The following is an 18,135-nucleotide window of genomic DNA, read 5'->3' as shown; positions in this document are numbered from 1 at the left end:
CTTTTTATTGAGGATGAGGTTATTTCAAAATATGCAAAAATCAACCGCAAAAAACGAAACGCTAATCGAGCTATCGTGAATTCGCATCTGACATTCTGCGCAAGCAGCTAACAGTAAAACTGTAAAAGCCGCTGATTTCTGCACTCAGTTTTCGGGCGACACGCTTGCGCAAATTGCACCAGCTTGCTGTTGCCCTACCACGCTCACCACAGCTCCAAAGCAATGAGAAGTTCGATAAAAGATTATCACTGCACATCAGCCAAAAATTCCAAATGAAAAATATTGTCGTTATTTTTTTTCGAATAGAAAATTTAAGTTGACGAGATGAACGATATTGAAATATCAATGCCTCATAAAAATAATAAGGGGCAACGGAATGCGTGCACTTTTAGATAAGATTGATCGGAAGCTTGTTAAGCTTTTGTCAGATGATGCACGCGATGGCGCTAATCAGATTGCCGAACGTCTGGAACTTAGTCCGCCAACGATCCGCGCGCGCCTCAAAAACCTGATCGAAAATAAGCTCTTCCGGATTGCGGGCGTTGTTAATGTTTCGGAGCGCCCTGAGCTTATCGTTGCGATTTTAGGTATTCATGCCAATGGGCAGGGTCGCCTGAATGAGATCGCCCGAAAAATGTCCGAGCTGCCATTTGTGACATCCGTCAGTATCGTAACCGGTCGATACGACCTTCTGTGCGAAGTGCTGTTTGAGGGCGACATGGAAGAACTATACCGGGTGACGAGCGAACTTCTACCCGGCCTAGCTGAACCCGGTGTCATTCAGGGCAGCGAAACTTTTGTTGTCATGAAAGCTCATAACAAATGGCTGAGTTTGCCACGCGGCGTCTGGGAAGATGAAGAGAGCGATAAACCCGCTCCTTAACGTCACGACAAAATGACCATTCTAATTGGCCGCCTTGCGCGGACACGGACTACTGTTGCCAAAATGAGGGAGAACTCAAGAAATGATGAAAAAAATCAATGCGCTTATGGCGTCAGCTATGTTTATTGCGCTGATGGGAACTGCGGCGCAGACCACACCTGCTTATGCCGGAACGCTTGACGATATTATTGCCCGTGGCGAGTTGCGCGTCGCTGTTCAGACACAGGGCCCTCCTTATTCTTTTATGGACAAGAATGGCAACCGTGCGGGCAGCGCGATCGCCCTGACCGAGCTTATGGCAAAGGAAATGGGTGTTAAGGTTACATATCTTGATTTCGATTGGGATGGCCTCATTCCTGCATTGCTTTCAGGAAAGGCCGATATTCTGGCAGCTGATATGACAGCCACCATGAGTCGCGCAACGAAGGTAGCTTTTACCCAGCCATGGATTCACGTCGGTTCAGTCGCTTTCACTGCTGCTGGTGGTGACTTTAAGAGCGTTGAAGACTGCAAAAAGCCAGGAACAACCATTGCGGTCATTCTCGGATCAACTGCAGAAAAGAACATGCCTAAGTTTTTCCCTGAAGCCACCGTCAAGGCATTCAAGGGTGGTGGAACAGTGGTTCTAGATGCGGTTGCATCCGGTCAGGCCCAGTGTGGGGTGAACGATAACACAGCTGTTGCTGCACAGGTTCAGAACTATCCAGAAGGTACGTTTGAAGTATTTTCTGAAATGCTCAGCTCAGAACCTCTTGCCTATGCCGTCAGATACGACTCGCAGGATCTGATGATCTGGACAAACCTGTTCCTTGACAACATCAAGCTTGATGGTCGCTTAAAAGAAAACCTCGATTACTGGGTCAATTCGAACAAGTGGCAGGCTGATCACTAAAATCGATGAAGGTGCAGGAACATTTCCTCCTGCACCTTCGATCAAAATCCGAATGTTACCGGTGAACCATGTTTGGCAATCTGAACATAAGAGTCATATTGGAATATCTGCCTGAACTGTGGCAAGGTTTTCTGAATACATTGATGTTGTCCGCTGCAGGCTTTACCGGCGCGTTGATCATCGGCATCGTCGCTTGTGCTTTAAGCATTCAGCCTGTGCGCTGGCTGCGCAGAATTGGCATTGCCTATATTGATCTTATCCGCGCGACGCCTCTACTTGCACAGCTCTACTTTCTGTATTTTGGCCTACCGCGTCTTGGCATACTCCTTCCGGAGATAGTGATTGGCATTATCGCTCTTTCACTGAACTCCGGAGCTTATGTGGCTGAGATTATTCGCTCAGGCATTCTCTCTATATCCCGTGGACAGTTTGAAGCTGCTCTAAGCTCCGGTTTCACCTATCTGCAACGGATGAGGCTTGTCGTCCTGCCTCAAGCGGTCCGACCAACGATTTCACCAATGATTGGTCAGGCAATCGTGCTGGTGAAAGACTCCTCTCTTCTTTCGCTGATTTCCGTTGTTGAGCTCACCCGTGTCGGACAGCAAATCGCGCTCGATCGCTTCATGCCTGTCGAAGGCTTTGCTGTGACTGCGGCTGGATTTCTGTTGATCTATTATCTCCTCAAGGCACTCGCCGGGACATGGTCGCGGTTCAACCGTAAGCCGGAAAGATAACAGGGAAAGCATATGTTTTGGTTTCAAGTCGAACGCTTATGGAATTTCTGGCCCATTCTTTTTAAGGGCCTTGGAATGACCGTTTCGCTATCCCTGCTCTCTCTGATCATCGGCGTCATTGTGGGCCTGATATTTGGTGTGCTTCGCGCGAGCGGCAATCGATGGCTTTCGGGCATAACAGGGCTCTATATTGATCTGTTTCGCGGCACGCCTTTTCTGGTACAGGTCTTCATCTGTTTCTTCATTCTGCCATCAATTGGCATCGAGTTATCGGCCTTTAATGCCGGCGTGATCGCACTTTCCAACTTGTCAGCCTGCTTTATCGGTGAAATTATTGCCTCCGGCATCAAAGCTGTGCCACGCGGGCAGACAGAAGCGGCGATTGCATCAGGCTTCACTTATTCACAACAGCTTCGATTAATTGTCATGCCACAGGCATTACGCATCGTAAGACCATCGCTGGTGGGACAGTTCATTCTGCTGGTGAAAGATTCATCTGTTGTTTCGGCCATCGGAATTATGGATCTAACACGCTCAGGATGGATGATTGTTCAGAACATACCCAACGGCCTACTGGTCTTTGGCGTCGTTGGCATCGGCTACTTTATTGTCTGCTATCCGATGATTTATCTCTCGCGCCGTATAGAGCGCGGCACACAGTCCCCTATTTTGTAACTGGACAGGTCTAATGATTGAATTTCAAGGTCTGAACAAATGGTTCGGCAGCGCGCTTCACGTGCTTAACAATATTGATCTGACAGTCAGCAAAGGCGAAGTCGTCGTGGTTTGCGGCCCTTCCGGTTCTGGTAAAAGCACGCTGATCCGATGCGTTAATGGATTGGAAGCCTTCCAATCAGGCAAACTGATCGTTGATGGTATTGATCTCAGCGCGAAGAATGCAGCCTTGCGTGAATTGCGAATGGAAGTTGGCTTTGTTTTCCAGCAATTCAACCTCTACCCCCATAAGACTGCGCTGGAGAATGTAACGCTTGCACCTATTCATGTGCGGGGATTATCAAAAGCTGAGGCGGAAAAGCGGGGCAAAGAACTGCTGGCTAAAGTCGGCCTCGCTGATCGTATGAACAATTACCCAAGTCAGCTGTCTGGTGGTCAGCAGCAGCGTGTGGCTATTGCACGTTCTCTCTGTATGCAGCCAAGAATTATGTTGTTTGATGAACCCACCTCGGCACTGGATCCCGAGATGATCAATGAAGTGCTCGATGTTATGGTTAGTCTCGCCAAAGAGGGCATGACGATGATGGTTGTCACCCATGAAATGGGCTTCGCCAGAAGCGTTGCTGATCGTGTTGTCTTCATGGATCGCGGGGCAATCCTTGAAAGCGGTGAGCCAGAAAACTTCTTCCGAAACCCTCAGAATGAGCGCACACGCGACTTCCTGAGTAAGGTTCTCCACCACTGACGCGACCCAGTTAGTCACGCAATTAAGATAGATTGATTATCATGGAGCATCGTCAAAAAAGCGGCGATCGGCTTTCTGTTGCCATCATTGGCGCTGGCATTGTTGGCTGCAGTACGGCCCTTGCTCTTAGCACAGCTGGTTATGGTGTCACCATATTCGGCAATGAAGAGCCGGGCACGGGAACATCCTATGGTAATGCTGGAGCCATTGTCACTGGATCAATAACACCGACAGCGACGCCTGCTGTTATCAGGTCTTTGCCCAGCTATATGTTCAACCGCAATTCGCCTGCAGTCTTGCGACTTCATCATACGATCGCAGCATTGCCGTGGATAAGACGCTTTATCACGGCTGGTACAACGAAAGCTGTCGACCAAATTGCTGCAGCAATGCATCCGCTTGTTTCAGAAGCTCTGACAGCGCATCGGAGGCTTGCTGCAATTGCCTCAGCAAGTGACATGCTCACGCAAGAGGGCTGGCTGAAAGTCTATAGTGACAGCAAGGATTTCGAAGGTTCGGCTCTGGAGCGTCGGCTTATGAGCCGTCATGATGTCGTTCACACAGTTCTTGATCGTTCAGCACTTCTGGACCTTGAACCTGCACTTGATCCGGCGTCTTGTTACAAAGGTCTCTATCAGCCAAATGCTGGTAATGTGCGCTTTCCGCAGAAGCTCGCTCAGATTTATCTAGAAACAGCTCAGAAGTTTGGCGCAACATTCATTCGTGACAATATTACCTCGGTTCAACCGTCAGAACACGATGTGTTGCTGAAATCAGAGTCCCTTAATAAGCGCTTTGATCGTATCGTCATCGCATCGGGTGCATGGTCCACCGCACTGACCAAACAGCTCGGTGATCGTGTCTCACTTGAAAGCGAACGCGGATACCACATCAGTTTTGGTCCAGGGTCGGAGACATTGCTACGTGGACCGGTTGTCTTACCCGGCAAGGGGTTCGTTCTATCACCAATGCATGACGGTTTGCGCCTGGTGAGCGGCGATGAAATCGCAGGCCTTAAAGCGCGGCCGAATTACAAACGCATTCGTAGTCTGCTGCCAGAAGCAATTGGAGTCGTGCCGGCTCTCAAGTCATGGAAACCCGCCACTGAATGGATGGGACACCGTCCATCGACCCCTGACACACTGCCCGTCATTGGCAGATCGACAAAATGCCGGAATGTCATTTACGCCTTTGGCCATGGGCATTTGGGGGTCACCCTTTCTGCAATAACAGCCAAACTCGTCAATGAGCTCATCAGCGAACAAACGCCAGCGATCGATGTCGCTCCTTATAGTCCAAAGAGATTTTGATACTTAAATGTCCGAATTCCCAATCAGTATGAACAATCCGGCGCAGTTCGACGGCCCTCTCTCCGAGGCTGTTGATGTCACTATCATTGGTGGTGGCATAATCGGCATTATGACCGCTTGGGAGCTTCAAAAGCGTGGATTAAAAGTCCTTGTTTGCGAAAAAGGGAGGATCGCGGGCGAGCAATCAAGCCGCAACTGGGGCTGGATTCGCCAGCAGGGACGTGATTACGCAGAGCTGCCGATCATGATGAACGCAATTCATCTCTGGAAAGGCCTTAACGAGAAAATTCGCGAAAAAATCGGTTTCCGTCAGAATGGCATCACCTATCTGGCCCGCAATCAAAAAAAGCTTGAAGAATTCACTCAATGGCTTGATGGTGCGCGCGCCTATGGCATCGATACGCGTATGCTGTCTCAGCATGAAGTCAGAGCTATGGTGCCGGACAGTACGGCCTGGCTAGGCGGGATGAACACGTCCTCAGATGCGATGGCAGAGCCATTCCTGACCGTTCCAACAATTGCTCAGGTTGCAGCAGAAGATGGCGTTCTTATCCGAGAGAACTGTGCCGTCCGGACATTGGATGTCACCAGCAATCAGGTGCAGGGCGTTGTTACCGAAAAAGGCTATGTAAGATGCGAGCGCGTGCTTGTCGCGGCTGGCGCCTGGAGCACACTGTTCCTCAAACGGCATGACATACGTATTCCGCAGCTTGCTGTCCTGTCTTCCGTGATGCAAACAGCACCGATGAACTCGCTGCATGATGGTGCTGCCGGGGATGACCAGATAGCGTTTCGTCGACGCGCTGATGGTGGATACACATTAACGCCATGGTCCACACATGACTTCTTTATAGGACCAGACGCCTTCAGAAACTTTTGCGCCTATATACCGCAATTACGCGAAGACTTTACGAGCACGCGATTTAAACTTGCTGCTCCGCATAATTATCCGGACGCATGGCGAACAGTAAGACACTGGTCACAGAACGACGAAACCCCATTTGAACGGTGCCGGATACTCAATCCCAAACCGAACCAGAGAGAACTCGACCGTGTACTGAAACAGTTCACAAAGGCTTTCCCTCAAACAGACAAGCCACGTATTGTAAGAAGCTGGGCCGGCATGATCGATACGATGCCTGACGCTCTGCCAGTGGTTGATCACACACCGATTGGCGGTTTAACAATCGCCACCGGAATGAGTGGCCATGGATTTGGCATTGGTCCCGGAATGGCACATGTTATTGCAGACCTGATCGAGTTGCGCCAACCTGCTTACTCAATCAATAGTTTTGCATTCAATAGGTTTTCGAATTAAATGCCGTGCTAAGAGCTTCAGAAGCCTGAATTGGTGATGAATTAAAATAAATAAACGATCCGACTTATAGGCCACGTATTTGTCTGCAACTTCGCCGCATCAGTTGCAGTTTCAATCAACAATCTGGGCCTTCAAAACAGCTAGCTACTGTTCGTGTTCGCCACGCTCGTTCTGATCAGTTAAGGTAAACTCAATTCGAACCTGTATTAAAAAACCTTGTATTCATTCACACCTTAAATAACAGAACAAGAAACCGAACAGAACGCACGTTCATAACACAGAACGTTCAAGCTTACTGAATGATGACACCTGCATATGCAAAAGTGGCATTTTTCCATATGTTAATTGTATGGCTTTTGGGTATCAGCTTCGCGCCTTTTCCGCTCATTCGCGCAGCGCTTCACAATTCCAGAAGGCCGATGTTGGCATGCATCACATTCTCATGTTCTTAAGGCAATTATTTTCAGCCAACATGTTCATTGACTAACTGATCGTAGGTTAGTGCCGATAATATTTGACACACTATCGGCGGCCTCACGGATTGGGTCGGGTGCGAGGTGCGCATATGCCTGCCGGGAAGCTGGCTATATCGAGAACCATAGACGTCGGAAGTCACAGGGGCATCGGCAAGATCCGCCCACACATGCTTTTGTACATTACCCGTCATCTGCCCTATCCTTGGTGATTTCGTAAGCCTTGTCGGGATCGCGGTTGAGCGCGGCGACGTCTTCGATCTGGCCGCCCGCTTCCAGTTCAGCCTGCTTGTCCTTGTCACGAATAATGATCTCGCCCGGCCCAACGGTGGCACGCACTTCCTGGCGGGTATCGTCAAGCTGATAGGTGCCTTCAGCTGAGTTCTTTGGCTGAGAGGTCTGATCTGGTTGCTGCTGTTTGTTGCCTTCTGCATCCTTCGGCGTCAGGTCAATATTGGCCTGAATATCGAAGCCTTCATATTTCTTCGATCCGGAGAAGTCCTCATGGGTCAGCGTACCAGTATCAAGCGTCAGATCCCCGCTCTCAGAAACAATCTTACCTGCACCAAGATGCGCGTTGCCCTCGACGTACACATCCATCTCGCCTTTCGACACGAGACCGGTCTGCTCGCCGATCCAGTTGGTTTCACCAGAACCCGTTCAGTGCCTGCTGAGATGCCGGATGTACTAATGCCGAGCGATACAGACTTGTTCGAGCTTTCATCTGTTTCAGGGACAGTCCGGCAGTTTGCTGCCCGCTATATCAATCTGTCCGAGATACTCCTTCACCCGTACGGGCATCGATTTCAATTGTCCGAGTATTTTCGTTGAGCTTCACAATTATTCTGCCGTCCCTATTCACATCAACACTCTCGATTATTTCAGTTGAAATCGACCAGGCTTCCTGGCCTTCAAGATCAATTTTTTTTAAACCTATCTCATGTACAATTATATAACCATCTTCAACAAAGCTATCCAGCAATTGGTAGAATACTCCTTCTAAATCTCGAGATATACTTTCTATTTCGCTCGTACTTAAAACACTATATAAGGCGTCATAGCAAACTAAGAGTTTTTCTCCAGTTAATTGAGCCGCAATCGGCTGACTTCCACCGAATTCGGATGAAATTATCCCGAGATTACACATCGGCGTTCTGATTAAATAACTAGCTCGTGGAGCTTCTGCATTTCGTCCTAAGATTATATATCTGGCCCCCTCGCCTTCCAACAACTCGCGCAATTCACGAAATGCCATTGTTGTCCTTTCTGAGATGAAAATCTTCATGGATTCCCTCCAAATACCTTGAGGGTTATCAACTTGTTTCCATCCCAGATAGTCTCCATTTTTACTATTCCCGTAGGACCAGACAGTAAAGATTCCCTTACCGATCTTCCATCAGGTTGCACTCGAACTATGTTAGAAGGATCGTTAAGAATACTATTCATATGGTTGGCTACATATGAACGGGTCGCAGCATCATCATTGAGCCCTATGCTTTTTAGCTGCAATTGCATTGCTTGTGACCGGTCAATATTCTTTTTCGTACCAGATGCATTGCCGAATAGGAACTCCAGCTTGCTTCCAAGGTAGGCTCACATTTCAGAAGGTGCGGCTTCGGTTGCCGTTCCCGTGTTTAACTTCGATGGAGCATTAACCGCAAATGGTCCGCCAACACCTGCGAAGATACCGTTGAACATCTCCCATGGCAGCATCCCCTGGTCAACCGCTGTCATTGCCTGATTGACGCCAGCGATGGTCTGCGCGTTCTGGTACAGGCTGCCAGCTATATCAATCTGACTGAGATGCTCCTTGTTATAAACACCAGACGCCGTGTTGTAGTATTTCGCAGTCTGCTCGAAGAAATTCGAATTGATGGTTGAATCGCGATACTGCTCACCGCTTGCATGGAACCACGTCTGCCCGCAATCCTTTGCTCCTTCAGAGCATATATACGGTATCCCTCATTTTGGAGCGATGCTGTCAAGGAACGCGGACGCGGTATCATTTTGGGCGTAGTCTTTCCCCGTAATGTCCGTCTGCTTGACTGCGTACATCACCAGTTTTGTTAAGCTTATTCACGAAGAAGGCAATACGTACCCATCGTGCATTCGCTTAAACCAATAATCACGTGACTCCGGTTCGTCTAATCTTTCAAAGTCTCTAACAACAGACATCAATGCGTCACCAATATCGACATCTTGAACAAATACAGCTCTGGAAAGAACCGCCTGGATTCGATGTAGCTCATCGAATTTTCCTTCGGCACTATCGCGATTTGATATTCTAATTTGTTCAATTAGACGACGACAGTTTATCTCTAAAGCTAAAAGGCAGTGCTTAATCTTTTCCTTGGATTCCGAATACTCTTTGAGAGTTTCACCAAGAAAATCCAGCAACGCGCGCGTTTCCATTGAATACCTCATCTAATAGGTTGAATATGAACAACTTGTTTCGTGCTCGGATTATAAATCATCTCAAGCCCTGCCCCCTCATATCGAAAGAAACCCGCCGCTCCCTGTGGGTCAGGAGTGACCACAGGGTTACTGTTCATAATCTCTCTAGCTTGCAAGAAAGGTGCAGGCCTACCGTTATTATAAAGATATGTATAGTATCTATCACTGAATTTGAATCCATCAGCTGAATAATACTTACCATCAAATTCTATTGGTCGACCATTTATCTGCTGATTTGGATAAGTTGGCCCCCTTCCATTTTGAATATCCGGCTTACCATTTTGTGTCGGTCTATTTTTAACAGCAAATGGGCCACCAACACCTGCGAAGATACCGTTGAACACCTCCCACGGCAGCTAACTAAACGGCAATTGCTTCAACTGGGCATTCGAAAAATAAGTTATTTGGTGATCCGGGAATTCCGCTTTTAGTAATCGTGCGATTTTTATACCGTCCTCATTGAGGACCTCATTTTCCTCCGTATTCTCAAATTGAAAAAAATGGGCCTGCTCGTATCTTTCCAACCATTCCGTAATCCTAGCCCTTAATTCGAACGATACGCCAATGGCAGACGGATCGATATATCCACCGTTATTAACGTCGCGGATACCTGTTCCCGAAAGCATTCCGTCTACAATAAAATGCGCACATTCCATCTACATTACCAAATATAAGAGATAGAAAAAACAAGCACCTTAATAAAAAATCACAACACAACACCTGAAACAGTTATTATAAAAGAATTTATATCAAAACTCTCGTTTTTGATGAATTCAACCGCAGATTCATTGTTAGTCATTATAATATCATTATTTAAATTACCATACTTACTATCCCAAATACTATCTACTCTCGCTTCAAAGCCGGGGGAATGCCAAATTCCACCTTCAACCCTGAGGACATGAAAACTGCGGTCTGTCGCTAATCTGCACACTGACATCGCGGCCGTCCTGCTCAGCCTCATGACTGCATTTCCGTTCAGCTGAAAAAAAAGAAGGCCGTCGTCATAAAGGTGAGAGCTATCAATACACATCACATTAATTCCATTTTATTCGGCTATCCGGAATCCAGTTCGGATCATTCTTGCCACTCACTTGAACTATCTCTCCAGTTCGATCATTAACCACAATGTAACCCGCTTTTGATCCGTATACAGTCGCAGTATCATTACGAAGTAAGCCATCAGGCGTTTTGGCAGCGGTTCGATTATCAAAAGTACTTCCTACTGGTAAGCCAACCACAGCACTGAATACATCCTTCACTGTCCACCCGCGAGGAGCTAACTGGCCGCTGATCTTGGGATCAATTACTAAGCGGTTCGAGTTGCCGATTCCCTTAGCCTCAATCGTTATTGGGGGGCCTTTTGCCGTCGGTCTATTCTGAATCGCAAATGGGCCACCAACACCTGCGAAAATACCGTTGAACACCTCCCACGGCAACATCCCCTCATCAACAGCTGTCATCGCTTGATTGACGCCAATGATGGTCTGCGCGTTCTGGTACAGGCTATCTATACGCCTTTACAAAGTTATTCTGTGGCAGTGCGCTTAACTAAAAACAATACCGCCATCGACATTGAGGCTTTGCCCGGTAACAAAAGCTGCGTCGTCGGATGCAAGAAATGCCACTGGGCCAACAACGTCTTCTGGATCGCCAATGCGGCGCATTGCAGTTTTCTCTTGCCATGCTTCACGCACCGCCACATCATCCAGATTAACGCGGCCCATATCGGTCAGAATAATTCCGGGGCAAATGCAATTGGCCGTAATTCCGAAGGTTCCGACCTCTTGTGCGAGTACGCGCGTAAAGCCCATGACTGCGGCTTTGGATGCTGAATAATGCGCCTGTTCCGGTGCGCCATGCTTGCCACCGATGGAGGCAATGTTCACAATACGACCATAGTGCTGCTTCTTCATGTGTGGCAGCACGGCCTGAATGACAAGAAACGTGCCCTTGGCATTAATATCCAGCACACTGTCCCAATGTTCTTCTTTCAAATGCTCAACATCGCTCGCGATCAAAATACCTGCATTGTTCACAATTGCGTCGATCCGGCCAAAGGCTTCGATGGTTTTAGTGACCATTGCTTCAACATCAGTTTTGTTGCTGACATCAGCATAAACAGCAAGCGCGCGCTGGCCCAAGGCTCCGATTTCGCCCGCAACCTCTTCCAATGCGTCTTTCTGGCGTTCGATGTCATTGATAGCTACGTCGAAGCCACGTTTTGCCATGCCAATAGCAATGGCTCGGCCAATCCCGCGACTTGCGCCCGTGACAAGTGCTATTTTTGTTTGTTTGGTCATTTTTCCTCCAACATTATAGCGCGGTGTAGCCACCATCTACGACAAGCACGGTGCCGGTTATGAAGCTCGCCGCATCGGATGCGAGGAACAGAACGGCATTGGCAATCTCACGCGGTTCACCGAGCCGCCCCTGCGGCGTAATGGCGAGCCAATGCGAGAACCATTCCTCATTACTGCGCCCAGCAATTGTGAGTTCCGTAGCTGTATAACCGGGAGCAACAGAATTCACCCGCACGCCCTGCTTGGCCCACTCAACAGCCAATGACTTAGTGATAAGATTCACACCTGCCTTGGCCGCGTTGTAGGCAACTTGTGGCTGCGGATAGACGGTAACCTCTCCGCATATGGAGGAGATATTGACGATAGCACCGCGACCTGCGGCAGACATGCGCTTTCCAAACGCCTGCGCGCAGAAGAAGACACCATTTAAATTAACGTCAATCACGGCACGCCAGTCTGCCTCGGTCGTTTCCGAAGCAGGCGCATTTTTCACGATACCGGCATTGTTTACCAGTATATCTGGCACGCCATATTCGCTGACAATAGCTTCTGCCGCGCGTTCAACCGCATCCCTGTTTGTCACATCAAGAACATGAAGACTTGCGGACGAAGCTCTGACTACATTGAGTTCTGCAACAGCCGTAGCACCCGCCAACTCATCCCTATCCGTGATGATGACGTTAGCCCCTGCCTCTACAAAAAGTTCAGCAACAGCACGTCCAATACCTTTCGCCCCGCCAGTAATGACAGCACGTTTACCGGTCAGTTGAAAATCATTCATCATCTTATCCTCAGGTTCCACGAACGGAGTTTAAAGCTGGATAAAGTGCACGATATTGTTGATAGATCTCATTATAGATCGCGGCTTCGCGTGGTCGCGGTTCGATGCGCGCGCCGGGCTTGACCATCGCAGCTATTCCGTCGTCTATGCTGGAGAAATAGCCCGCACCATGGGCCGCCAGAACTGCGGCACCGACAGAAGGCGCATCGCGTGACTGTGGAACACACACAGGCAAGCCCGCCGTATCCGCATGAATTTGCAGCCATAGCGGTGAAGCACTGGCACCGCCGCCAACCGTGATTTCCTGTCCGCGATAACCAGCATCTGCCATGGCATCGAGAATAGCTCGCGTACCGAAACTAATGCCTTCCATGATTGCCCGGAAAACATGGTGCGGCTCATGCGCCAGCGTCAGGCCCACGATGGCACCACGCGACCGCGCATCAGTGTAAGGCGTGCGATTGCCCTGAAAATGATCCTGAACCAGAAGCCCGTCAGCTCCCGGTTCAAGCGCTGCTGCTTTGCGGTTCAACTCTTCCATATCCATGGTGCCATTCATCATACGGCCAAGCCATGCAATGATTGATCCGGTTGATGTCTGACCACCCTCGATAATGTAGCGTCCCGGATAAAGAATATCGGGGTAGCTCCCCCAAATACCCGGCGCATGGAGTGGTTGGTCTGACACGCCAAATTGCAAATGCGATGAGCCGGTTATCAGAGCGAGTTGGCCGGGCATCGCGACGCCAAGACCAATCATTCCGATCAGCGCGTCCGCGCCTCCCTGCACCAGTTTGACCTTCTGACTAAGACCAAGTTCAGCAGCGGCAGAGGCGCAAAGCGTAGAGATAACTTCGCCGGGGGCAACAACGCGGGATGGCCATTTCTGTGACAGGGCCCCAAGGCCGATCTTTTCTAACAGAGAGGTTGGGAAGCCACCACGATCAGTTGAATAATGCCAGCGCAGAGATGTATTGTTGAGACTTGCTGCCTTTTCGCCAGTGAGGCGCAAAGTCATAAAATCCTGATATTCGCAGATCGTTACGGCTTTCTCGAAAATCTCAGGTTCGTTGCGCGCAATCCAGAGTGCCTTGGGGATCATCCACTCTGCTGAAACCGGTCCCTGCCCACCACCATTTGCCAGAAGTGCTTCATCGCCCGTAGCAAGAACCGCCTCAGCCTCTGCACTCGCGCGAACATCCATCCATATGATCGACGGACGCAAGGGCTTACCGTCGGCGTCGAGAGCAACGACTGTACAGCTTGTCGTCGCAAGTGTGATCGCTTCAATTGCGGCCGGATCCACTCTTGATTCTGAAATCGCTTTACGTGCCGCCTGAACAAACGAAGCCCACCAGTCTTCCGGGTCTTGCTCAGCGCGCGCACCGCTTGCGAACTTCGTTTCATAAGGCACTGCAGCACTGGCAAGGCAAATGCCTGACAGATCATAAACCCGCGCGCGGATGCTTTCTGTGCCTCCATCGGCGGTCAGAAAATAAGCCATTCAACTCCTCCCAAAGCGATAGCGAAAACGCCTCCAGTTTTCGCAATGCTCTCAACTCAACTTAATCCGCGGAATGCTTCAAGTGCCTTACCCGCATACATCACAGCCGGACCACCACCCATTTCGACAGCAACTTCCAACGCTTCGAGCAGTTCTGCTTCCGTTGTGCCATGGCGGATTGCTGCATCGACATGATATAGAATGCAGTCCTCGCAGCCTTTAACGACGGCAATGCTGACTGCAATCAACTCACGTTGAGCAGAAGAGAAGCTTCCCGCAGCGGTGGCAGTTTTGCTAACTTTGGCAAAGCCAGACATAAGTTCTGGTGTTGCTTTAGCGAAAGCTCCAAGACGTAACTGGGCTTCTTTAAGTTTGGCTTTCATGTCAGTCATTAGCCCCTCCCGCGAAGCTCAAAAGCAGATCGAGAACATCCTTCGTCTGATCCCATTGCGGCATATGGCCGGACTGGGCGAGGAAATGCACACCAACTGTTGGCGGCAGCGACGTTACCTGCTGCCAGGGAATAATGCGGTCATGGAGACCGACCAGAACATGGACAGGGATTAAGCGCGTCAGTTTTTCCAACGGCGCGATAACGTCAGTGCGCTGCCCAGATGAGCCGACAATTGCATCAGCGAGCGCCTTGAGGCGGCCTTTGTTCATTGTGTTGGCAAAGTCCGCTGCAAGTTCCGGTGAAAGCTCCACTGGCTTTGCCGCAACGCGTCTTAGCAGATGCGTTACTTCGCCAGCGGTTGTGGCATGCGCCATGCCAGAGATGAAACTTGCATCAATTTCGGAACCAAGGCCGGCTGGCGCAATAAGCGTAAGCCCTGACACACGATCAGGATAGTTCGCGGCAAAAGCTGTCGCTGCAATTGCTCCCAGCGAATGCGCGACCACATGAACATCCTTCAAGGACAGTGCGTCTAGGAATGCGGGTAGAAAAGCGCTCAATTCAGCGACGTTGCCTGCTTCAATTGTTGTCAGGCCGTGCGCTGGAAGATCAGGAGCGATAACGCGGAAATTTGCGCGGCGCAGACCTGAAGTGATACCGCTCCATGTCGTCCGATCTCCCGAAAATCCATGCAAAAGCAGGAAGGTCGGAGCAGTCTTCGAACCCTGATCGCTATAGGCAACGCGACCATTTTCAAGCTCGACAAATTGAACGTCGCCGCTTTGCCGTGCGCCACCTAACGCTGCAAGCACGTCTTCTTTTTCAATACGACCCCTGCGACCCGTACCTGAAACGAGATTAATGTCGATGCCTTTATCACGCGCAATTCGACGTGCGAGAGGCGTCGCACGCACCCGTTGGCCGTGGCTCGCTTGCCTTGGCGTTGGGGTTTTGCGAGCGGCTGGCATTACAGAGGCTGACACTGTTTCAGCGAGCGGTGCATTCGGCTTCGCAGCGACAGAACCCGCAAGCACTTCAATCCGCGCAATTGCATCGCCAACCGTCACCATGTCACCTTCGTGACGCAGGATTTCGATTAGCTTGCCACTCACAAGCGCAGGAAATTCAGCGACTGTTTTATCCGTTTCAATTTCGAGAATAGCTTCGCCACGCTCGAAACTATCACCCACGGCCTTCAACCAGCGGACGATGCGACCTTCTTCCATTGTCTCGCCAAGGCGTGGCATATCGAGCTCTGTCACGACAACCCCTTCAGGTGAACCGACTGCGTTAGCGGGGGCCTGCGCAGTCGGCTCTTCCGGAGAGGATGCGCTTTCGCCACCCTCATCCGTCCAGTCAGGACCATCGCCGATATCAATGCGCGCTAAGGCAGCACCAACCTCCACATGATCCCCAATAGATCCAATCCACTCATGAAGCGTGCCATCACCGAGTGCAGGAAATTCCGCTACGGTCTTATCTGTTTCAATCTCAATTATGGAATCGCCGCGCTTGAAACTGTCACCGGGGTTCACAAGGAAGCCGACAATTTTGCCTTCTTCCATTGTTTCGCCGAGACGTGGCATTTTGAGAATACGCTCAGTCATGACAGCATTCTCTCTGCGATCGAACGGATCAAGTCCGCCGTTGGCACGCTGCCCGCTTCGAGATCCTGCGAAACCGAGATCGGAATATCTTCACCCGCAACGCGCACGACAGGCTGTTCGAGATAGTCGAAACATTCTTCCGTAATACGTGCTGAAAGTTCTGCCGCAACACCGGCTGTCATAACACCTTCGGAGACAACCATGGCTTTGCCGACACGCTCCACGTGTTCGCGAATGGTGTCAAAATCGAGTGGGTTAAGCGTGCGAAGGTCGATGACTGTCGCTTCAATACCCTTAGCAGCGAGCTTTTCAGCCGCATCCATCGCATAGTGCACCTGACGCGAATAGGTCACGATGACCAGATCTTTGCCTGTGCGACGCACCGCCGCCTTGCCCCATTCGAGCGGCTCAGCATCCAGATCGACTTCTTCTTTGCGGGTATAAAGCGCCTTGTGCTCAATAAAGACCACTGGATCAAGTTTGGTCAGGCTCTGTCGCAGCAGATGATAGGCGTCCTGCACAGTGGCAGGCATGACGAGCCGCAGACCGGGCGTGTGCATGATCCATGCTTCCAGGCTCTGCGAATGCTGCGCACCAGCCGAACGTCCGGTGCCGCCCTGGGTACGCAGAACCATTGGCACACCGATCTGGCCGCCAAACATATAACGGATTTTGGCCGCCTGATTGGCAAGCTGATCCATCGTCATGCCGAGAAAGTCGATATACATCAGTTCAGCAACCGGGCGAAGGCCAGTCATAGCTGCACCAACAGCAGCACCGATAATTGCAGGCTCAGAAATCGGCGTATCGATCAGCCGATCAGCACCATATTTACCGATCAGGTCTTTCGTAACACCATAAGCACCACCATAACGGCCAACTTCTTCGCCAATCACGACGATGGTGTTGTCTTCGGCCATGGCATCATCCAGCGCTTTACGCAGCGCATCGCGGTAAGTCATGGCAACCATTATGCTTCATCCCTGGAAAGTACACGATCAATACGGGTGCGGACTGGCTCGGGTTCTGGTTCGCCAACCGCATAAACATCTCTGAACATGGAAGTGAGTGGCGGTGCTTTGGATTCCACAGTGAAATCAATGGTCGCATCCATTTCAGCAGTGATACCGCTATCCATCGTATCCAGCTCTGCTTCTTGTGCCAGACCTTCCGAAATCAATCGATCACGCGTGAATTTAACCGGATCTTTTTTACGGCCTTCAGCTTCTTCTGCTTCTGCACGATAAGGGCTCTTATCCATGCGGGCATGACCAAAGAAACGATAGCAACTCACCGAAAGGAAGCCAGGTTTGCCAAGGCGCGCATCATCGATCAGACCCTGCGCAACGCTTTTGACTTCCTCCACATCAATGCCATCCACCACGGCACCGTTCAGACCAAATGCATGTGCGCGCTGGTCGAAGGCTGTATTGGCTGTCGCCTGATCGACACGCGTACCCATGCCATACTGATTATTGATGCAGACAAACACAACCGGAAGCCCCCAAAGTGCTGCCATATTCATGCTCTCATAGAGAATACCCTGCTGCATCGCACCATCACCAAAAAAGGCGAGTGAAACTGCGTTTTTCTTAAGGTACTTGCTGGAAAGGCCTGCACCAACCACAGCTGGAATACCGCCACCAACAATGGCATTCGCACCAAGATGCCCAAGCGCCATGTCAGCGATGTGCATGGAGCCACCTTTGCCGTGACAATAGCCGGTTTCCTTGCCACCAATTTCCGCCATCATCTGTTTAGGATCAGCGCCGCGTGCCAGAAAGATACCATGGCCGCGATGGTGGGTGGTAAACGTGTCCTGTGGCTGCATGGCAGCACAAACACCAGCAGCAGCGGCCTCTTCACCAATCGAAAGGTGAAGCATCGAACCTGCCGTCTGACCGCGCACGAACAACTCGCCGACGCGTTCTTCAAAGGTGCGGATACGCCGCATCGTCTGGTATAGTTCGAGAAGATTAGAGTTACTCGGATTTTGCACGTGCGCCTCCGACAGACTTGTCTGTTTCAAGTTTTTCATGATGTTTGATTCAATGCCTAACGC

The 18,135-nt window shown here is 50.2% G+C and carries 21 protein-coding genes; 7 read left to right on the top strand and 14 right to left on the bottom strand.

All coding sequences use genetic code 11. The features are described from left to right. Nucleotides 1-376: 376 nt before the first annotated feature. The 7 genes from WH356_RS15905 (at nucleotide 377) to WH356_RS15875 (ending at nucleotide 6,557) form a co-directional block, all read left to right on the top strand. Nucleotides 377-883 (top strand): Lrp/AsnC family transcriptional regulator, encoded by a 507-nt coding sequence (locus tag WH356_RS15905; RefSeq protein ID WP_339512495.1) that lies wholly within the window; start codon nucleotides 377-379, stop codon nucleotides 881-883. A gap of 82 nt (nucleotides 884-965) precedes the next feature. Further along, nucleotides 966-1,775, top strand: a complete 810-nt coding sequence (locus WH356_RS15900) for an ABC transporter substrate-binding protein (protein ID WP_339512493.1) — start codon at nucleotides 966-968, stop codon at nucleotides 1,773-1,775. Between the two features lie 98 nt (nucleotides 1,776-1,873). Continuing rightward, the gene (locus tag WH356_RS15895) at nucleotides 1,874-2,509 is read left to right on the top strand and encodes an amino acid ABC transporter permease (RefSeq protein ID WP_339512491.1); all 636 of its coding nucleotides are present in this window, start codon (nucleotides 1,874-1,876) and stop codon (nucleotides 2,507-2,509) included. Between the two features lie 12 nt (nucleotides 2,510-2,521). After that, nucleotides 2,522-3,184: an amino acid ABC transporter permease gene (locus WH356_RS15890; RefSeq protein WP_339512490.1), complete on the top strand. Its 663-nt coding sequence runs from the start codon at nucleotides 2,522-2,524 to the stop codon at nucleotides 3,182-3,184. Between the two features lie 13 nt (nucleotides 3,185-3,197). Continuing rightward, nucleotides 3,198-3,929: an amino acid ABC transporter ATP-binding protein gene (locus WH356_RS15885; RefSeq protein WP_339512488.1), complete on the top strand. Its 732-nt coding sequence runs from the start codon at nucleotides 3,198-3,200 to the stop codon at nucleotides 3,927-3,929. A 41-nt stretch (nucleotides 3,930-3,970) separates the two neighbouring features. Continuing rightward, on the top strand, nucleotides 3,971-5,239 hold the full coding sequence (locus tag WH356_RS15880) for an NAD(P)/FAD-dependent oxidoreductase (protein WP_339512486.1): 1,269 nt from the start codon (nucleotides 3,971-3,973) through the stop codon (nucleotides 5,237-5,239). 7 nt (nucleotides 5,240-5,246) lie between these two features. Continuing rightward, on the top strand, nucleotides 5,247-6,557 hold the full coding sequence (locus tag WH356_RS15875) for an NAD(P)/FAD-dependent oxidoreductase (RefSeq protein WP_339512484.1): 1,311 nt from the start codon (nucleotides 5,247-5,249) through the stop codon (nucleotides 6,555-6,557). Between the two features lie 656 nt (nucleotides 6,558-7,213). On the opposite strand, the gene WH356_RS15870 is transcribed toward WH356_RS15875, so the two are convergent. From WH356_RS15870 to WH356_RS15805, 14 genes are all read right to left on the bottom strand, one after another. Next, a complete protein-coding gene (locus WH356_RS15870; protein ID WP_339512482.1) occupies nucleotides 7,214-7,630 on the bottom strand; it encodes a hypothetical protein in 417 nt (138 codons plus the stop codon). A gap of 163 nt (nucleotides 7,631-7,793) precedes the next feature. Next, nucleotides 7,794-8,315 (bottom strand): hypothetical protein, encoded by a 522-nt coding sequence (locus WH356_RS15865; RefSeq protein ID WP_339512480.1) that lies wholly within the window; start codon nucleotides 8,313-8,315, stop codon nucleotides 7,794-7,796. A gap of 308 nt (nucleotides 8,316-8,623) precedes the next feature. Next, nucleotides 8,624-8,764 carry a hypothetical protein gene (locus WH356_RS15860; protein ID WP_339512478.1) on the bottom strand — a complete coding sequence of 47 codons (141 nt, stop codon included), beginning with the start codon at nucleotides 8,762-8,764 and terminating at the stop codon, nucleotides 8,624-8,626. Between the two features lie 342 nt (nucleotides 8,765-9,106). Further along, nucleotides 9,107-9,442, bottom strand: a complete 336-nt coding sequence (locus tag WH356_RS15855) for a hypothetical protein (protein ID WP_339512476.1) — start codon at nucleotides 9,440-9,442, stop codon at nucleotides 9,107-9,109. 8 nt (nucleotides 9,443-9,450) lie between these two features. After that, complete coding sequence (locus tag WH356_RS15850) at nucleotides 9,451-9,828, bottom strand: hypothetical protein (RefSeq protein ID WP_339512474.1); 378 nt, start codon at nucleotides 9,826-9,828, stop codon at nucleotides 9,451-9,453. Nucleotides 9,829-10,190: 362 nt separating this feature from the next. Continuing rightward, nucleotides 10,191-10,448, bottom strand: a complete 258-nt coding sequence (locus WH356_RS15845; protein WP_339512629.1) for a colicin immunity protein — start codon at nucleotides 10,446-10,448, stop codon at nucleotides 10,191-10,193. Between the two features lie 73 nt (nucleotides 10,449-10,521). Further along, nucleotides 10,522-10,947: a colicin E5-related ribonuclease gene (locus tag WH356_RS15840; protein WP_339512472.1), complete on the bottom strand. Its 426-nt coding sequence runs from the start codon at nucleotides 10,945-10,947 to the stop codon at nucleotides 10,522-10,524. An 84-nt stretch (nucleotides 10,948-11,031) separates the two neighbouring features. Continuing rightward, on the bottom strand, nucleotides 11,032-11,787 hold the full coding sequence (locus WH356_RS15835; protein WP_339512470.1) for an SDR family NAD(P)-dependent oxidoreductase: 756 nt from the start codon (nucleotides 11,785-11,787) through the stop codon (nucleotides 11,032-11,034). Between the two features lie 13 nt (nucleotides 11,788-11,800). Then, nucleotides 11,801-12,571 carry an SDR family NAD(P)-dependent oxidoreductase gene (locus tag WH356_RS15830; RefSeq protein WP_339512468.1) on the bottom strand — a complete coding sequence of 257 codons (771 nt, stop codon included), beginning with the start codon at nucleotides 12,569-12,571 and terminating at the stop codon, nucleotides 11,801-11,803. A gap of 7 nt (nucleotides 12,572-12,578) precedes the next feature. Further along, complete coding sequence (locus WH356_RS15825) at nucleotides 12,579-14,072, bottom strand: FGGY-family carbohydrate kinase (protein ID WP_339512466.1); 1,494 nt, start codon at nucleotides 14,070-14,072, stop codon at nucleotides 12,579-12,581. 56 nt (nucleotides 14,073-14,128) lie between these two features. Then, nucleotides 14,129-14,464, bottom strand: coding sequence for a carboxymuconolactone decarboxylase family protein (locus tag WH356_RS15820; RefSeq protein ID WP_339512464.1), 336 nt, complete (start codon nucleotides 14,462-14,464; stop codon nucleotides 14,129-14,131). Continuing rightward, on the bottom strand, nucleotides 14,457-16,073 hold the full coding sequence (locus WH356_RS15815) for an acetoin dehydrogenase dihydrolipoyllysine-residue acetyltransferase subunit (protein WP_339512462.1): 1,617 nt from the start codon (nucleotides 16,071-16,073) through the stop codon (nucleotides 14,457-14,459). Before WH356_RS15815 ends, WH356_RS15820 begins: the two co-directional genes overlap by 8 nt. Further along, complete coding sequence (locus tag WH356_RS15810) at nucleotides 16,070-17,044, bottom strand: alpha-ketoacid dehydrogenase subunit beta (protein WP_339512460.1); 975 nt, start codon at nucleotides 17,042-17,044, stop codon at nucleotides 16,070-16,072. The genes WH356_RS15815 and WH356_RS15810 overlap by 4 nt, the downstream gene beginning before the upstream one ends. Continuing rightward, complete coding sequence (locus tag WH356_RS15805) at nucleotides 17,044-18,072, bottom strand: thiamine pyrophosphate-dependent dehydrogenase E1 component subunit alpha (protein WP_339512458.1); 1,029 nt, start codon at nucleotides 18,070-18,072, stop codon at nucleotides 17,044-17,046. Before WH356_RS15805 ends, WH356_RS15810 begins: the two co-directional genes overlap by 1 nt. Nucleotides 18,073-18,135: the final 63 nt, after the last annotated feature.

This window comes from Ochrobactrum sp. MYb379, from assembly GCF_037479515.1.
Lineage (GTDB): Bacteria > Pseudomonadota > Alphaproteobacteria > Rhizobiales > Rhizobiaceae > Brucella.
Note: the sequence above shows the minus strand (reverse complement) of the source record. Positions and strands in the feature narration are given on the sequence as shown.

What these genes read in the sequence shown, in the direction of transcription:
- WH356_RS15860 (WP_339512478.1), bottom strand. Translation starts at nt 8,764, where the DNA reads ATGACAGCGGTTGACCAGGGGATGCTGCCATGGGAGATGTTCAACGGT.
- WH356_RS15835 (WP_339512470.1), bottom strand. Translation starts at nt 11,787, where the DNA reads ATGACCAAACAAACAAAAATAGCACTTGTCACGGGCGCAAGTCGCGGG.
- WH356_RS15880 (WP_339512486.1), top strand. Translation starts at nt 3,971, where the DNA reads ATGGAGCATCGTCAAAAAAGCGGCGATCGGCTTTCTGTTGCCATCATT.
- WH356_RS15855 (WP_339512476.1), bottom strand. Translation starts at nt 9,442, where the DNA reads ATGGAAACGCGCGCGTTGCTGGATTTTCTTGGTGAAACTCTCAAAGAG.
- WH356_RS15870 (WP_339512482.1), bottom strand. Translation starts at nt 7,630, where the DNA reads ATGGATGTGTACGTCGAGGGCAACGCGCATCTTGGTGCAGGTAAGATT.
- WH356_RS15825 (WP_339512466.1), bottom strand. Translation starts at nt 14,072, where the DNA reads ATGGCTTATTTTCTGACCGCCGATGGAGGCACAGAAAGCATCCGCGCG.
- WH356_RS15885 (WP_339512488.1), top strand. Translation starts at nt 3,198, where the DNA reads ATGATTGAATTTCAAGGTCTGAACAAATGGTTCGGCAGCGCGCTTCAC.
- WH356_RS15840 (WP_339512472.1), bottom strand. Translation starts at nt 10,947, where the DNA reads ATGACAGCTGTTGATGAGGGGATGTTGCCGTGGGAGGTGTTCAACGGT.
- WH356_RS15820 (WP_339512464.1), bottom strand. Translation starts at nt 14,464, where the DNA reads ATGACTGACATGAAAGCCAAACTTAAAGAAGCCCAGTTACGTCTTGGA.
- WH356_RS15900 (WP_339512493.1), top strand. Translation starts at nt 966, where the DNA reads ATGATGAAAAAAATCAATGCGCTTATGGCGTCAGCTATGTTTATTGCG.
- WH356_RS15875 (WP_339512484.1), top strand. Translation starts at nt 5,247, where the DNA reads ATGTCCGAATTCCCAATCAGTATGAACAATCCGGCGCAGTTCGACGGC.
- WH356_RS15830 (WP_339512468.1), bottom strand. Translation starts at nt 12,571, where the DNA reads ATGATGAATGATTTTCAACTGACCGGTAAACGTGCTGTCATTACTGGC.
- WH356_RS15845 (WP_339512629.1), bottom strand. Translation starts at nt 10,448, where the DNA reads ATGAGGCTGAGCAGGACGGCCGCGATGTCAGTGTGCAGATTAGCGACA.
- WH356_RS15810 (WP_339512460.1), bottom strand. Translation starts at nt 17,044, where the DNA reads ATGGTTGCCATGACTTACCGCGATGCGCTGCGTAAAGCGCTGGATGAT.
- WH356_RS15815 (WP_339512462.1), bottom strand. Translation starts at nt 16,073, where the DNA reads ATGACTGAGCGTATTCTCAAAATGCCACGTCTCGGCGAAACAATGGAA.
- WH356_RS15865 (WP_339512480.1), bottom strand. Translation starts at nt 8,315, where the DNA reads ATGAAGATTTTCATCTCAGAAAGGACAACAATGGCATTTCGTGAATTG.
- WH356_RS15890 (WP_339512490.1), top strand. Translation starts at nt 2,522, where the DNA reads ATGTTTTGGTTTCAAGTCGAACGCTTATGGAATTTCTGGCCCATTCTT.
- WH356_RS15905 (WP_339512495.1), top strand. Translation starts at nt 377, where the DNA reads ATGCGTGCACTTTTAGATAAGATTGATCGGAAGCTTGTTAAGCTTTTG.